Consider the following 15598-nt stretch of genomic DNA (forward strand, 5'->3'; position numbering starts at 1 on the left):
AAACTAAATTTGTATTAAAAGTGTGATTTTTATCATCTTTTTTGTAGCTTAAAACTTGTGTATTTTATAAATGATAAAAAAATAACTAAAATGTCGAACTATTTTCATTTTATATTATATATTATTGTATAAATGATATTTGGGGTAGTCAGAGTCAAATTATTGGCATGATTTTATTTTAATGGATGCTTTGCATCAAATTCAGGTGAAAATATGCTGCAATTTCTACTTGTAAAGTATAAGTTATAAAAATATTTTTAATTTTATTAATCTATAAATCAATGTTTTGTAAATTTAAATTAAATTTTTGTTAACAGGTTAAATATAATTTCTATATTAGACCACAAGTATTTCTGTAAAATTTTAGTGTAATTTTATGCAATCGATTACGCAATGTTTAACAGGTTTTTTAAAACCATAATTTAAGTTTAAAATCTAAAGTATGACAAAATCAGAATTTCGATACGCCCATCATCCGGAAGATGTAAAAAAATATACAACTGAAGACTTGAGAAGGGAGTTTTTGATGGATGGTTTATTTAATGAAGATCAGATCAATGTAGTGTACTCTATGTATGATAGAATGATTGTTGGTGGTGTAATGCCTGTAAAAAGTGCATTAAAGCTGGAACCGACAGATGATCTAAAAGCTGAAAATTTCTTAGACAGAAGAGAATTGGGAATCATCAATGTAGGGGCAGCCGGAAAGGTGACCGTTGATGGTGAAGTTTTCGAACTGGGAAATAAGGAAGCTTTATATATCGGAAAAGGAGCAAAAGATGTTGTTTTTGAAAACGGAAATGAAGGTCAGACTTTATTTTATTTCAATTCTGCACCGGCTCATCATTCTTATCCTACAAAGAAAATTACCAAGAACGAAGCTGAAATTGTAGAATTGGGCGAAACAAAATACGCAAATAGAAGAACAATCAATAAACTAATTGTAAATAGCGTATTAGAAACTTGCCAGCTGCAAATGGGTATGACCGAATTGCACGAAGGAAGTGTTTGGAACACGATGCCTTCTCATACGCACACCAGAAGAATGGAGGCTTATTTCTATTTTGATCTGGAAGAAGGTCAGGCGGTAAGTCATTTTTTGGGACAACCGAACGAAACCCGTCATATTTTTATGAAAAACAATGAAGCGGTATTGTCTCCGGAATGGTCGATTCACTCAGGGGTTGGAACTTCCAACTACACATTTATCTGGGGAATGGCAGGAGAAAATATGGATTATGGCGATATGGACGCTGTTAAAACTAACGAACTAAAGTAATTTTTTCTACATGAATTTATTCGATTTATCCGGTAAAGTGGCCGTTGTTACAGGCGGAACTCACGGATTAGGAATGGCAATGGCAGAAGGTCTTGCCGCTGCAGGTGCTGAACTGGCAATCACAAGTACAACACCGTCAAAATTAGACGAAGCGCTGGAATATTATCATTCTAAAGGATACAAAGCAACTGGCTATATTTTTGACGTAACCGACGAACTGGAAGCCGCTCAGAAGGTAGCCTTAATGGAAGCTACTCATGGGAAAATAGACATCCTTGTCAACAATGCAGGAATCATCAAGCGTATTCCGGCTGTCGACATGGAAGTGGAAGACTTTAGAAAAGTAATCGATGTAGATCTTACCGGGCCTTTCATCATGTCCAAATTAATTGGAAAGCACATGATCAAAAGAAAAGCTGGGAAAATCATCAATATTTGCTCAATGATGAGTGAGCTGGGTCGTGATAATGTAGTAGCGTACGCTTCTGCAAAAGGCGGATTGAAAATGCTTACCAAGAATTTAGCGACAGAATGGGCGAAACACAATATTCAGGTGAACGGAATCGGTCCCGGATATTTTGCAACGTCTCAAACAGAACCAATAAGAGTGGACGGAAATCCGTTCAACGATTTTATCATCAGCAGAACTCCGGAAGGGAGATGGGGTAATCCTGAAGATCTTGCAGGAACGGCTATTTTCTTAGCTTCAGACGCAAGTAAGTTCATCAACGGACAGATTATTTACGTTGATGGCGGGATTTTAGCAACCATCGGCAAGCCTTCAAACGAGTAACGCAAGAATTTACAAAAATGAAATCTTTTATTACAGATAACTTTTTATTACAGAATAAATACGCTGAAGAATTATACTTCAACTACGCAGAAAAGCAGCCGATCATTGATTATCATAATCATTTGATTCCTAAAGATATTGCAGAAAACACAGTTTTTGAAAATATTTCAAAGGTTTGGATTGCTGGTGACCACTACAAATGGAGAGCCATGCGTACAATGGGCGTGAACGAAAAATTCATTACTGGCGATGCTTCAGATAAAGAAAAATTTGAGGCTTGGGCTAAAACAGTTCCGTATACGTTGAGAAATCCGTTGTATCACTGGACGCATTTAGAACTGAAAAGATATTTCGGAATTGATGAATTGTTAAATGAAAACAACGCTTCAGAAATTTACGACAACATCAGCGCACAGCTTCAGACTCCGGGAAAATCGACAAGAGGTTTATTGGAAATGATGAATGTAGAATCTCTATGCACGACGGAAGATCCTACCGATATTCTAAATTATCATCAGGATTTGGCAAAAAGCGACTGGAAAGTAAAAGTAAGCACAGCATTTCGTCCTGATAAAGCGATTTTAATTGAGAACCACAACTTCGCAGATTATATTGCTAAATTGGGCGAATCGGCAGGAATTGAAATCAATTCTTACCAGACTTTATGCGATGCTTTGCTGAAAAGAATCGAATATTTCCATGAAAACGGATGCAGATTGTGCGATCACGGACTAAACAATATTTCTTTCGAAGAAGCTACCGAAGCAGAAGTTTCAACAATTTTTGCTGATAAATTAGCTGGAAAAGTTATTGCTGAGAAGCAGGTAAATCAATTTAAAACAGCCATTCTTTTATTCTTAGGAGAAGCTTACCACAAATTTGGTTGGGTTCAGCAATTCCACTTGGGGGCGTTGAGAAATAACAACGAAAGAATGCACAGAATTTTGGGTCCGGATACGGGTTGGGATTCTATCGGTGACTTTGTTCAGGCTGAAACTTTGTCTAAATTATTAAACGCTTTAGACGGAAAAGACAAATTAACAAAAACCATTTTATACAACTTAAATCCTGCCGACAATGAAATTTTCGCAACCATGATTGGGAATTTTAATGATGGAAGTATCAAAGGAAAAGTACAGTTCGGTTCAGGATGGTGGTTTTTAGACCAGAAAGATGGGATGATCAAGCAAATGAATGCCCTTTCAAACATGGGATTAATCAGCTGTTTCGTTGGGATGTTAACAGATTCCAGAAGTTTCCTATCTTTCCCGAGACACGAATATTTCAGAAGAGTGCTTTGTAACTTATTCGGAGAAGAAATGAAAAACGGTGAATTACCGGACGATATGGAACTGATTGGAAAAACAATTTCCGATATCTGTTACCATAATGCTAAAAATTATTTCGATTTTTAAATTTAAATAAAATTAATCTCTCGCAGATTGAGTAAATTTTGCAGATTTAAAATGATCTGCGTCATCAGCTAAATCTGCGAGAGATTCAAAATATTTTTGAACCATTAAGGAGAATTAAGAAGTTAAGTTTTAGATAAGGTAAAATCAAAGATTTTAATTTAGCAAAACGTTTAAAGCGAAGCTCAACTTAATTTTTCTAAACTCCTTAATAAAATCTTAATGGTTTAAATAAAAAAATATCTGTAATTTCTATTACTAAAAAAGTCTTGCGCTCTTAGCTGAGTGAAACGCCTTTGCGAACTTAAAGGCAGTTAGTAGTCTAAAAAATCTTTGCGCACTTTGCGTTAAAACATCGGCAGATATTCAAAAAATTAAGGTTAGTAAAAACTTATGGGTAAAATACTTACTTTTGGTGAAATCATCATGAGACTTTCGCCTCCCGGAAACAGAACCATGAAGCAAAGCCACGGAATGGAATTTTTCTTCGGCGGAACTGAGCTCAATGTAGCATCATCATTGGCAACAATGGGCTGCGAAGTAAAGCACGTAAGTAGTGTTTCAGATGATTTTGTTGGAGAATCGGCGCTTTCTTTTGTAAAAAGTTTCGGAATTGACACCAATTTTATTTCTAAAAATGAGCATCCTCTTGGGTTGTACTTTTTAGAAGTAGGATCGTCGGTTCGTGCGAGCAGAATTGCTTACAACAGACTGAACGGTTCTTTTGCCAACATCGAATCAGAGAAAATCGACTGGAAAAAAGCTCTGGAAAGTTGTGATTATTTTCACTGGACAGGAATCAGCCCAGGAATTTCAAAATCAGCTTACGAAACTTTGAAAGAAGGTTTGTTAACAGCCCGTGAAATGGGAATTGAAGTGACCACCGATCCGGCTTATCGTTCCAATCTTTGGAAATATGGGAAAAACGGAAATGAGGTTTTGAAAGAATTGGTTTCTTTATCAACCATTTTCATCGGTGGTGTAAATGAAATCAATGAAATCTTAAGAACAAAGTTTTCATCAGATAAAAATGGATTTTTGGAAGCATGTGAAGAGTTAAAAAAGCAATGTCCATCAATCCACAAAATTTTCGACAAAATAAGAATTGGGGTTACAGCGAGTTCTCAACAAACTCAGGGAAGAGCTTTAGTCAACGGAAATTATTTTGAAACTAAATTTTTAGAAATAGACCAAGTTGTCGACAGAATCGGAACAGGGGATGCTTTTGCCGCAGGTTTAATTTATGGTTTAAAAAACTTCGACGACGAAAAAGCATTGAATTTTGCCAACGCCGCTTGTGCCATCAAACATACCATCTTAGGTGACATCAACTATTGCAGCGCAGAAGACATCCTCGAAGTAATGGCTGGAAATTCGGGAGGAAGAATAAAAAGGTAGTTGGCTTCTGGCTAATGGCTTTTAATAACTTAAATAAACTAAAAACGTTTGTGTGCTTGGCTGAGTGAAACGCCTTTGCGAACTTAAAAACAGTTAGTAGTCAAAAAAACTTTGCGGACTTTGCGTTAAAAACAAGAGTCTTTAAAGAAACAGCACACTAAAGGATAGACTTTATCACATCAAAGATTATTTTCAATAAATAATTAAAACAAAATGACAAAAATTCAAATCGTTACCAATGCCATCATCAATCATGGGATTTTGCCTTTGTACTACAATGCTGATGAAACGGTAACTTTAGAAATATTAAAATCGCTTTACAAAGCAGGAATCCGTGCAGTAGAATATACAAGCCGTGGGGAATCTGCGTTGAGCAATTTTACAAAAATGGTAGAAATCCGTAATGCGGAAATGCCGGAAATGCTTTTAGGAATCGGAACCATTAAGAATCTACAACAGGCTGAAGAATACTACAAGGTAGGCGCAGATTTTTTTATCAGTCCGGGTTTTGTGGCGGAAGTTGCAGAATTTTTAATTCCAAAAGATGTATTGTACAGTCCGGGTTGCATGACTCCGACTGAAATTATCACCGCTGAAGCTGCAGGAGTAACGTTTATCAAATTATTCCCTGGAAATGCTTTGGGTGCAGGATTTATGAGTGCGATTAAAGATGTTTTCCCAAATCTGAAATTTATGCCAACTGGCGGAGTAGATACAACGAAAGAAAGCATCGAAAGCTGGTTCAAAGCAGGAGTTTCTGCAGTTGGAATGGGAAGCAAATTGGTAAGTAAAGATCTAATGGCTGCCAAAGATTACACAACCATTGAAAATGAAACGAAGAAAGTTCTGGAAATTATCCAAGCTTTAAAATAATAATGAAGAAGTTATAACGCAAATAAAAAGACTTTGAGAGCTTAGCTGAGTGAAACGCCTTTGCGAACTTAAAAACAGTTAGTAGTCAAAAAATCTTTGCAAACTTTGCGTTAAAAATATTTTTAAACAAATAACTAAATTCTAAACAAGTATGAGTTCGGTTAAGTCTCTTAAACCAAGTACATTCAGATGGACGATATGTTCGTTACTGTTCATTGCCACGACCATCAATTATTTGGATCGTCAGGTTTTATCATTAACGTGGAAAGATTTTATTGCTCCGGAATTTCACTGGAACAATAATGATTACGGAAATATTACCGCATTATTTTCCATTTTCTATGCAGTAGGAATGCTTTTCGCAGGAAAATTCGTAGACTGGATGGATACCAAAAAAGGTTTCCTTTGGGCAATCGGAGTTTGGTCTGTAGGTGCTGTTTTACATGCATTTTGCGGAATTGCAACCGCTGGAATCCTTACCGGAGACTGGTTTGCAGGTTTCCACGGTTCTAAAGAATTAATTGGAACAGTTTCTAATACGGGGGCAATTATCAGTACGAGTGTAACATTATTCATTTTTGCACGTTTTGTGTTGGCAATTGGGGAGGCTGGAAATTTCCCGGCAGCGATTAAAACCACCGCTGAATATTTTCCTAAAAAAGACAGAGCTTTATCCACAAGTATCTGGAATGCAGGAGCTACGGTTGGAGCTTTGGCAGCACCAATTACAATTCCATTCATTGCAAAATCAATGGGTTGGGAATGGGCGTTCATTATCATCGGTGCGTTAGGATTTGTTTGGATGGGACTTTGGGTTTTCTATTACAAAAAACCCCACGAGCATCATAAAGTAAACGAACATGAGCTGACTTATATTAATCAGGATCAGGAGGATGCGGTTGTCGAAGAAAATGCTGTTCAGACGGAGGAAAGAAAATTCACGTTCAAAGAATGTTTCAGTTACAGACAGACTTGGGCATTTGCTTTTGGAAAATTCATGACCGACGGTGTTTGGTGGTTCTTTTTATTCTGGACTCCGGCTTATTTAAGCTCCGTTTACGGAATGGATTCCACACAAAGCGCATTGCCGTTATTCGTATTGTACATGATAACTCTACTTTCGATTATTGGAGGCTGGCTTCCAAAATATTTTGTAGAAAAGAAAGGAATGAACGCGTATTCAGGAAGAATGAAAGCTATGTTGATTTTCGCATTTTTTCCATTACTGGCTTTATTGGCACAACCTTTAGGTTCAGCAACTTATTGGATTCCGGTTTTAATCATCGGAATTGCAGGGGCAGCACACCAAGCTTGGTCGGCAAATATATTCTCAACCGTAGGCGATATGTTCCCGAAAAAAGCCATCGCAACCATCACCGGAATTGGCGGAATGGCAGGAGGAATCGGATCGTTTATCATTAATAAATCTTCAGGAGTTTTATTCGATCATGCTCACAAAGCTTGGTCAACAGTTGACGGAGTTCCTTTGTTGGAAAAATATCCTCAATACATCAATGAAAGATTACCGGACGGATTCTTCGAACAATTGGAAAAATCAGGAGCTGTAGTTGTAGACGGAATCGATAAAGGGTACATGATTATTTTCTCTATCTGTGCTGTCGCTTACCTGATCGCATGGACAGTAATGAAAATGTTGGTTCCTAAATATAAAGTGATCAGTAAATAAAAATTAAACCATTAAGGAGAATTAAGCAGTTAAGAATGATTAAGAATTTGAAGTACGAGCTTAAGAAATTTATTTCTCTTAATTAACCTTAACCTCTTAATAAATCTTAATGGTTCAAATATAAAACTTTGAGTTCTTAGCTGAGTGAAACGCCTTTGCGAACTTAAAAATATACATCAAGCTTTAAAAAAATCTTTGCGGACTTTGTGCTAAAAAAAGTCCAAGATTTAACAGAATTAAAAACACAATTTAATTCAAATCAGAAAAATGGAAAATCAGACAAAACAACAATTAAACCGTCAAAACAGCGGAATAGATACAAAATTACCAATCAAAATCGTACAGTTCGGAGGAGGAAACTTCATGCGCGGATTTACAGATTATGTGATCGATCAATTAAATAAAGAAACAGATTTCAACGCAGGAATTGTAAACATTCAGCCTACACCGAACGGTTCGGTTCACAAGCTTGAGGAACAGGGGAATTTGTACACTTTATTTTCAAGAGGAATCAAAAAAGGAGAAATCATCGATGAGAAATGCGTGATTTCGGCAATTCAGAAGTCGATTAATCCTTACGCAGATTACAACAGTTTCCTTGAATTGGCAAAAGAAGAAGAGCTTGAATTTGTTTTTTCAAATACAACCGAAACGGGAATTGCTTACGACGAAACTGAAAATACCTACGAAGGTCCGCACAAAAATTTCCCAGCGAAAGTTGCGGTTTTACTTCATGAAAGATACAAGCATTTCAACGGAGCAGCAGATAAAGGGTTAAGAATTATTCCTTGTGAACTGATTGAAGATAATGCTTTTGTTTTAAAAGGTATTATTTTAAAATATGCAAAACTTTGGAATTTAGAAGAAGATTTTGTGCAATGGATTGAACAAAACAATCACTTCCACAATACTTTGGTCGACAGAATCGTTCCTGGCTATCCGAAAGATGACGCTGCGACGTATGAAGATCAGTTGGATTATGAAGATCCGATGATGGTGATTTCTGAAACATTCCTTTTATGGGTGATTCAGGGAGGTGAAGATTTAAAGCAGAGAGTCCCTTTCGATCAAATCAACGAACAGATCTTGGTGGTGGATGATATTCAGCCATACCGTTTGAGAAAAGTTAGAATCCTGAATGGCGGACATACATTGATGTTGGCTCCGGCCATTTTAGCAGGAAAAGAAATCGTAAAAGAAGCCATCGATGACCAGTTTATCGGAACTTTTTTAAGCGAATCTATATTTAATGAAGTCAATCAGACTTTAGGTTTAGATGAAACTGAACTGAAGGAATTTGCGGAAGAAGTGTTTGACAGATTCAGAAATCCTTTCATCAAACACCATTTGGCGAGCATCGCTTTATATTTTGTTTCTAAATTTAAAGTAAGAGTCGTTCCGAGCTTATTGACTTATGTTGAAAGAAATAACAAACTGCCACTGAACTTAACGTTCTCTCTGGCAAGTTTAATCAGATTCTATCAGGGAAGTTTTGGCGAAAAATCTCTTCCTCTGAATGACGAAGAAGCCATCGTAAACAGATTCAAAGACATCTGGAAAAACGAAGATTATGAAGTCGTTTCAGAACTGGCGTTAAGCGAAAAACTGTTCTGGGATACCGACCTTACACAGATAGAAGGCCTGAAAGCTGCAGTAGCAAAAGCATTGTACGAAATCGACCACAATGACATGGAAACTGCCTACAAAAATTTTATTCAATTTTATTCTTAAAAAAATCATGCAAAAGAAAGTACTGAAAGTAAATCCGAAAGACAACGTCATTGTAGCGTTGATGGATTTGCCTGCCGGAGAATCGGTGCATCTTGACGGTACAGATTATACGATTCTTAAAGATATTAAAGCAAAACATAAATTCGCTGCCGTAGATTTTGAGGATGGCGACCATATTTTAATGTATGGCGTGATCGTTGGAAAAGCCAACCAATCCATCAAGCAAGGCGAAGTAATTACCACCGAAAACGTAAAACACCAAAGTGCAAAAGTTGTCGGGAAAACCGAAACCTTGGGCTGGAATCCACCCAATGTAGACAAGTGGAAAGACCGTACTTTTATGGGCTACCATCGTGAAGATGGACAAGTAGGAACAGAAAATGTCTGGCTGTTTTTCCCGTTGGTATTCTGCGAAAACAAGAATATCGAAACGCTGAAGGATATTTTTGAAAAAGAACTGCTTCACGATAAAGCCAGCAAACACCAATTGTTACTGCGTTCGTTACTGAATGGCGGTGCAACTGCTGATGTTGCGGTGGAAGAGGAAGAACCGGATACAAGAGTATTTAAAAATATCGACGTAAGATTCATCACGCACCAAGGTGGTTGTGGCGGAATCCGTCAGGATGCTGAAGCGTTGGGAAGACTGTTCGCAGGATACGTCAACAACCCGAATGTTGCGGGAGCTACGGTTCTCAGCTTAGGGTGTCAGAATCTTCAGGTACAGATTTTCATGGATTCATTGCACGCATTGGCTCCAAATAACAAAAAACCAATTGTCGTTTACGAACAGCAAAAATCAGGTACCATCGATGAAATGCTGACCGGCGTTATTAAAGATTCATACGAAGGCATTAAAAAAGCCAACGAAATAGAGAGAAAACCGGCATCGATCACCAAACTGAACATCGGTTTGGAATGTGGCGGCTCAGACGGTTTCTCAGGAATTTCTGCCAACCCAGTTTTGGGGGAAGTTTCTGATATTATGGCAGCAGTAGGTGGAACAACCATGTTAGCCGAGTTTCCTGAATTGTGTGGAGTAGAGCAGGAGTTGGTGAACCGTTGCATCAACGATGAAGACGGTGTGAAATTCCTGAAACTGATGAAAGATTTTGAAGCCTCTGTGGTTGCAGCAGGTTCAGGATTTGATATGAATCCGTCTCCCGGAAATATCAAAGACGGTTTAATTACCGATGCCATGAAATCTGCAGGAGCAGCTAAGAAAGGCGGTGCAGCACCGATTGTAGAAGTTCTTGATTTTACAGAATATGCTACAAAACCGGGTCTTAATCTTTTGTGTACTCCCGGAAATGATGCCGAATGTACAACGGCTTTAGTCGGTTCAGGTGCAACAGTTGTACTTTTCACTACCGGTCTTGGAACTCCGATGGGAAATCCTATTTCGCCAGTTGTGAAGATTTCTTCCAACACGGTTTTGGCAGAAAAAATGTCAGACATTATTGATTTCAATGCAGGTACCGTAATCAGCGGAGAAAAAACAATTCCCGAAGCGGCAGACGAACTTCTGGAACTCATCATCAACGTAGCCAGCGGCGAAGTGAAAACCAAAGCAGACGTTTTGAATCAGAATGATTTCATTCCATGGAGACGAGGTGTCTCTTTGTAGTGGTTAATTATATTAAATATTAGGGTTGAAAATGCTTCTTACTTCGGTGAGGAGCATTTTCTTTTTGGTTTGTTTGAAGTTTTTTAAATTTCGATAGCGCGGATTTGTAATCCGTGCTAGGATAGTATGATGGAAGTCAAGGATTGCAGATACGCAACATCTGGTATTTCACCTAGCTGATGATACCTGACGATATTTATTTTAATGTTTGTTGAATTGATTTTAAATCATTTGTATCAAGCTTTACAGCAAATAGTTTTTCAAAATTTTTAATATTATCCTTGATATTCGGAGATGAATTATACAAGTTCCATATATCTGTTACACCACTGAATCTTTTTAGAATTTTTTTCTCTTTATAATAGTCGATTAGTTTTTTTGATGATTTACCTATTAATTTTCCTAAGTTTAAATCTTCTACAATATTTGTTATATCATTATTGTCAATTGCTTTATCTACAGCTTTTTCCATTTCAGTATTATCGGAAACTTCCCAAAAATTAAACAATAATCTACTAGTTGTACTATATTTCTTATTAAATACGTCCCAAAACCTATTGTATTCATCTACAGCTTCAATTTGTTCTTTAATTGTTTTTGATTGATTAAGTCTCATTTCGTAATTAATAATAGAATTCCTTAGTTCTGTAAAATCTTTATCTAACTGTAGGAGTTTTGAAGGTATATCACATATAGATTTGCATTGACTCAATAATATATTTACTAATGGTGGTATTTTTTGATTCGATAGACCAAAGTAGTTATATAATTCTTCTTGTTTATTGTTAAACGCATTTGAAATTCTGCCTATAATTTCTTTTGAAATTCCTTTGCCTTTTAAATTTGTAATTTGAAAATCATATGAATAGAATGGAAGTGATGCTTATAAATTTGAATTAGATGTTGCTGCTAAGAAGCTCTTGTAAAATTGTTCTGGAGTGTCAGAAGATTCAAGAGCTATTAATCCGTCTTCAACCTTGCCTATTGATAAATATTTTAAATTAATGTTATCATTATCAAGACTTGAAATTTTGAGATATTTTTCACGTGCAACTTCTGTATCTAAGCCTTCGCTAATGAACTTATCAATTTTCTCTTGGTAAGAAATAGGATTATCAAAATCTGTTTTTATTATACCGGTCACTTGTCCAATATTATTCCCTATACCTGAAATAATACTAACTTTTTTATTTTTAATCAATAACTCTAAAATTGGACGACCATTCGGGAAAATGGATTTTGATAATAAGTTCATGTGTTTAAATTCTTTATCTGTTAGATAAAAATTTGTATTTAAAACAAAAGCTTCAATAAATGTATTTAAAGAATATATAAATGTGGCATTGGGTTTAGCATATTCTCCAATTATATAATCTAGTTCATCTATTAAATTTGAACTTATGTATGTAGAATTAAATTCAATATTGATTTCATTCATTTTCGCAAAGTTATTATAATGCTTTTAGCTAAAATTGATCATCACGCAGAGCGTCAATCCAAACTATAATTTTTCTAAAACTAATGAAATAAAAAATAATAACAAATTTTAAATTCACAATAAAAAACAAAAACCTCGATGTCGCGGATTTGCAATCCGTGACAACAACACACAACAAATCACCCCATAAAAACCACAAAAACATCTAAAGCATTATCTAACTCTGCATAATTTCTGGCACTGCTGAAATAGTAATGCTCGGGCTCTGCCACTATTTTCTGTTTTACAGGATTTTGATGAATATAATTTATCTTTTCCTTAATCCATTTATTTGAAAAAACTTCTTCAGCATGATAGCGATCTTGCCAAACTTTAAACTTTTGCTCTCTGGATAAATGCTCACAAGATTTTTGAAAATATTGTAGCATCCATTCTTTTCTACTTTCAGGTTCAGACTGTATGGTTTCGATTATTTTTTTCGAAGTAAATTTTTTAAAATCTCTCATGATTTCAGATATTGTGTATGTACCGTCTGCACGACAAAATAAATGAAGATGGTTTGACATTAAACAGTAGGCAAAAATAGAAAGGCCTTTGTGGGTTTGACAGTATTTCAAAGAATCTATAATGACCATTTTTTGCGATAATCTTGTAAATATATCAACCCATCCTACAGTTGTAATGGTAATAAAGTAAGCTTGATCGATATCTAAAGCTTTATATTTTGTAGACATCTGTGTTTTTATTTAAAAGTACAAAATTTTATAATTGAAAAGTCACGGATTGCAAATCCGTGCTTTTTTGCAGTATGTTTTTATAATTATAATAGCAGCTGACAGCATATTTTGTATTGTCACGGATTGCAAATCCGCGACATCGGTTTTGTGTTATGAGGAGTATTGTATGTAACCTTTACTGCAGATAGGGTTATTTATTTTCATGATATATTCTTATTTTTAAAAATTAAAAACCAGAAAATTGAAAAACCTTTTTTATATACTGACATTTCTTATGATGTTTAGTTGGGGTAATGCCCAAATATTTAAGCTGAAAAGAGACGCATCTTTTATTGAAAATTATCAGATAGAGATTACTGCTAAAAAGAATTACATGTTTATTTCTAATAATGGTTTGGTAGAATTGCCTTTTGGTGAAATTAAGGAGATCTCCAAGATAAGGATTGTTGATCTTGATAAAGATGCTGTATACGATTTATATTCTGAAGAACTGAAAATTAAGGAAAACGAATTGCATTTTTCATCAGGAAAGCAGATTGAGGAGGTTGTAGTTTCAGGTAAGAAAAATGAGACCGTTATTGGGATTGATGCGAAAGGAGGATTGATGAAATTATTCAGCTTACCAAACTCCAGTAAAATTGTAGAAATTCCTGAAGTAGGCAATTATTATGAAGGCAAGAAAATTAAGAAAATAAGGTATTATTTTACAGGTGGAAATAATACGCTTTATAATGTTAAAACCGATAAGATGGATACCCGTATTATTCCAATTTTATATACTTGTTTGTCAGTTAGCTGTAAAGATAAAAGGCTGTTAATCCCCGAAATGGAAGTTGGCTTTACTGAAAACAGCAAATATCTTGAGATCAATCTTAGTCATCATCATATTTTCATTGATGAAAGCTTTAAAAATCTATACATAGGATATATTGCTCTTGATTATCATGTTGTAAAACAAAAAAAGGTAGAAAAAATCGGTCACAATAAGTGTTACAATAATTTCCCAGAATTAAATTCCATCAAAGAAATAACATATCGATGTCCTGTGATTTCTGTTGTTATAGAGTGATGATTTCCTCTTCGAGGATTTCCTGATATGAATTTGGTGAAAGAACTATCTTTTTTCAACCGAAACTCCGGTAGAATCCTATAGCGCGGATTTGTAATCCCTGCTTTTTTGCAATATGTTTTATAATTAATGGAAGATAATAGCAGCTGATATAGTATTCATATTTTGTGTTGTCACGTATTGCAAATCCGGTACATCAGGATATGCCACGGTTTGGACAATATGGTGAAATTTCAATTTGATATATCATTATAAAACATGATCAATTCAAAAAAAGGGACTGATATTTCAACTTCAGTCCCACATCAAAAAAAATTGGTTTTTGAGGTATGAGCATTATTCTGTTACTTTTAAGCTCTGGATTTTTCCGTCAGCAATTGTAAAGTGGAATTTTAATACAAGCGGACTGCCCGGAAATGTTCCTGCTATTTTTGCCGACAAAATATCTTCTTTTTCATCGTAAGCTACCGGCTCCATCGTTGCTTTATAGTCTCTGTTGGATTTATCGATCCACTTTTCGATTTCTGCTTTTCCGATATGGGTTTTGCCTTCATCAAACACTTGCGCATCTTCAGCGAAACAGTTGGCATAAGCTGAACTGTCAAATTCGTTTTGGGTCTTTACTAATTCTTCTATTACTTTAGGTAAGTTCATCGTATTATATTTTTAAGGTTATTAAATAGTTGGTACGGTCCCGCCGTCGATCACGTATTCGGTTCCGGTTAAATAGTTTGCTCTTGGTGACACAAGAAATCCTACAAATTCAGCGACCTCTTTTGGTTCGGAAGGTCTGCCGAAAGGGATTCCGCCCAGCGCATCCATTACGCCTTGTTGCGCTTCTTCTAGGGTACTGTTGGCATTTCTTGCAATTTCGCCCAACCAGGCTTCTGATGCCGAAGTATTGATCCATCCCGGTGAAACCGTCAATACCCGAATGCCTTTTGGAGTTACTTCGTTTGAAAGACTCTTGCTATAATTTCTCAAGGCTGCTTTGGAAGCGGCGTATGGCAAAGTAGAATCATACAAAGGAAGTTTACCCTGAATAGAAGCAATGTGGATGATCACGCCACTTTTTCTTTCAATCATTTGAGGTAGAAATCCCCTGTCTAACCGCACGGGCGCAAGTAAATTAGCTCTTAGTGTTGATTCCCAGTCTTCATCTGATAAAGCATTAAACCCACCGGCAGGAGTTGCAGAAGAACCCAGGTTATTGATCAGGATATCCAGTCTGCCGTATTTGGACAACACTTCGCTGATTACTTTCTGTGATCCATCTGCTGTGCTTAAATCAGCTGCGATAAAATGCAGACCTTTGTTTTCTTCTTCAGGCGCATTTCTGGCGGTGATGATTACTGTGGCACCTGCCTGCAGAAGTCTTTCTGCAATAGCTTTACCTGCTCCTTTTGTACCTCCTGTTACCAGGGCAATTTTGCCGGATAACTCATTGTTGAAATTAAACTGTTCCATTTTTTAAAATTATTTATAGGACAAAATTGGGCCATAAAAACAGTTTGTACAAGTACGGATTTACGATTCAGATAGGGATAAATTATT

14 protein-coding genes are annotated in these 15598 nt (G+C 36.0%); 9 read left to right on the top strand and 5 right to left on the bottom strand.

Features of this window, described 5'->3' with window-relative positions:
- Positions 1-442: 442 nt before the first annotated feature.
- From kduI to BA768_RS01465, 8 genes are all read left to right on the top strand, one after another.
- Positions 443-1279: a 5-dehydro-4-deoxy-D-glucuronate isomerase gene (kduI, locus tag BA768_RS01430; protein ID WP_034673864.1), complete on the top strand. Its 837-nt coding sequence runs from the start codon at positions 443-445 to the stop codon at positions 1277-1279.
- Between the two features lie 10 nt (positions 1280-1289).
- Positions 1290-2072, top strand: coding sequence for a gluconate 5-dehydrogenase (locus tag BA768_RS01435; RefSeq protein WP_034673865.1), 783 nt, complete (start codon positions 1290-1292; stop codon positions 2070-2072).
- A 17-nt stretch (positions 2073-2089) separates the two neighbouring features.
- Positions 2090-3487 (top strand): glucuronate isomerase, encoded by a 1398-nt coding sequence (gene uxaC / locus BA768_RS01440; RefSeq protein ID WP_065719421.1) that lies wholly within the window; start codon positions 2090-2092, stop codon positions 3485-3487.
- 390 nt (positions 3488-3877) lie between these two features.
- Positions 3878-4882, top strand: a complete 1005-nt coding sequence (locus BA768_RS01445) for a sugar kinase (RefSeq protein ID WP_065719422.1) — start codon at positions 3878-3880, stop codon at positions 4880-4882.
- A gap of 213 nt (positions 4883-5095) precedes the next feature.
- The gene (locus tag BA768_RS01450) at positions 5096-5755 is read left to right on the top strand and encodes a bifunctional 4-hydroxy-2-oxoglutarate aldolase/2-dehydro-3-deoxy-phosphogluconate aldolase (RefSeq protein WP_065719423.1); all 660 of its coding nucleotides are present in this window, start codon (positions 5096-5098) and stop codon (positions 5753-5755) included.
- Between the two features lie 151 nt (positions 5756-5906).
- Positions 5907-7442 carry an MFS transporter gene (locus BA768_RS01455; protein ID WP_065719424.1) on the top strand — a complete coding sequence of 512 codons (1536 nt, stop codon included), beginning with the start codon at positions 5907-5909 and terminating at the stop codon, positions 7440-7442.
- Between the two features lie 267 nt (positions 7443-7709).
- Positions 7710-9173 (top strand): tagaturonate reductase, encoded by a 1464-nt coding sequence (locus BA768_RS01460; protein WP_065719425.1) that lies wholly within the window; start codon positions 7710-7712, stop codon positions 9171-9173.
- 7 nt (positions 9174-9180) lie between these two features.
- A complete protein-coding gene (locus BA768_RS01465; RefSeq protein ID WP_065719573.1) occupies positions 9181-10800 on the top strand; it encodes a UxaA family hydrolase in 1620 nt (539 codons plus the stop codon).
- A 196-nt stretch (positions 10801-10996) separates the two neighbouring features.
- On the opposite strand, the gene BA768_RS01470 is transcribed toward BA768_RS01465, so the two are convergent.
- From BA768_RS01470 to BA768_RS01480, 3 genes are all read right to left on the bottom strand, one after another.
- A complete protein-coding gene (locus BA768_RS01470; RefSeq protein WP_065719426.1) occupies positions 10997-11416 on the bottom strand; it encodes a hypothetical protein in 420 nt (139 codons plus the stop codon).
- Between the two features lie 267 nt (positions 11417-11683).
- Positions 11684-12238, bottom strand: a complete 555-nt coding sequence (locus BA768_RS01475) for a hypothetical protein (protein ID WP_065719427.1) — start codon at positions 12236-12238, stop codon at positions 11684-11686.
- 179 nt (positions 12239-12417) lie between these two features.
- Positions 12418-12972 carry an REP-associated tyrosine transposase gene (locus BA768_RS01480; protein WP_065719428.1) on the bottom strand — a complete coding sequence of 185 codons (555 nt, stop codon included), beginning with the start codon at positions 12970-12972 and terminating at the stop codon, positions 12418-12420.
- A gap of 244 nt (positions 12973-13216) precedes the next feature.
- Here BA768_RS01480 and BA768_RS01485 point away from each other — a divergent pair, with 244 nt between their 5' ends.
- A complete protein-coding gene (locus BA768_RS01485) occupies positions 13217-14044 on the top strand; it encodes a hypothetical protein (protein ID WP_123947047.1) in 828 nt (275 codons plus the stop codon).
- A 336-nt stretch (positions 14045-14380) separates the two neighbouring features.
- On the opposite strand, the gene BA768_RS01490 is transcribed toward BA768_RS01485, so the two are convergent.
- Both BA768_RS01490 and BA768_RS01495 read right to left on the bottom strand, forming a co-directional pair.
- A complete protein-coding gene (locus BA768_RS01490; RefSeq protein WP_065719429.1) occupies positions 14381-14698 on the bottom strand; it encodes a nuclear transport factor 2 family protein in 318 nt (105 codons plus the stop codon).
- A 21-nt stretch (positions 14699-14719) separates the two neighbouring features.
- Positions 14720-15511, bottom strand: coding sequence for an SDR family oxidoreductase (locus tag BA768_RS01495; RefSeq protein ID WP_065719430.1), 792 nt, complete (start codon positions 15509-15511; stop codon positions 14720-14722).
- Positions 15512-15598: the final 87 nt, after the last annotated feature.

The sequence above is a fragment of the Chryseobacterium sp. CBo1 genome (genome assembly GCF_001693475.1).
GTDB classification, from domain to species: Bacteria; Bacteroidota; Bacteroidia; order Flavobacteriales; family Weeksellaceae; genus Chryseobacterium; species Chryseobacterium formosense.

Coding starts and splice junctions, on each gene's coding strand:
- BA768_RS01495 (WP_065719430.1), bottom strand. CDS start 15,511: ATGGAACAGTTTAATTTCAACAATGAGTTATCCGGCAAAATTGCCCTG.
- BA768_RS01455 (WP_065719424.1), top strand. CDS start 5,907: ATGAGTTCGGTTAAGTCTCTTAAACCAAGTACATTCAGATGGACGATA.
- BA768_RS01470 (WP_065719426.1), bottom strand. CDS start 11,416: ATGAGACTTAATCAATCAAAAACAATTAAAGAACAAATTGAAGCTGTA.
- BA768_RS01480 (WP_065719428.1), bottom strand. CDS start 12,972: ATGTCTACAAAATATAAAGCTTTAGATATCGATCAAGCTTACTTTATT.
- BA768_RS01465 (WP_065719573.1), top strand. CDS start 9,181: ATGCAAAAGAAAGTACTGAAAGTAAATCCGAAAGACAACGTCATTGTA.
- BA768_RS01435 (WP_034673865.1), top strand. CDS start 1,290: ATGAATTTATTCGATTTATCCGGTAAAGTGGCCGTTGTTACAGGCGGA.
- kduI (WP_034673864.1), top strand. CDS start 443: ATGACAAAATCAGAATTTCGATACGCCCATCATCCGGAAGATGTAAAA.
- BA768_RS01475 (WP_065719427.1), bottom strand. CDS start 12,238: ATGAATGAAATCAATATTGAATTTAATTCTACATACATAAGTTCAAAT.
- uxaC (WP_065719421.1), top strand. CDS start 2,090: ATGAAATCTTTTATTACAGATAACTTTTTATTACAGAATAAATACGCT.
- BA768_RS01445 (WP_065719422.1), top strand. CDS start 3,878: ATGGGTAAAATACTTACTTTTGGTGAAATCATCATGAGACTTTCGCCT.
- BA768_RS01460 (WP_065719425.1), top strand. CDS start 7,710: ATGGAAAATCAGACAAAACAACAATTAAACCGTCAAAACAGCGGAATA.
- BA768_RS01450 (WP_065719423.1), top strand. CDS start 5,096: ATGACAAAAATTCAAATCGTTACCAATGCCATCATCAATCATGGGATT.
- BA768_RS01490 (WP_065719429.1), bottom strand. CDS start 14,698: ATGAACTTACCTAAAGTAATAGAAGAATTAGTAAAGACCCAAAACGAA.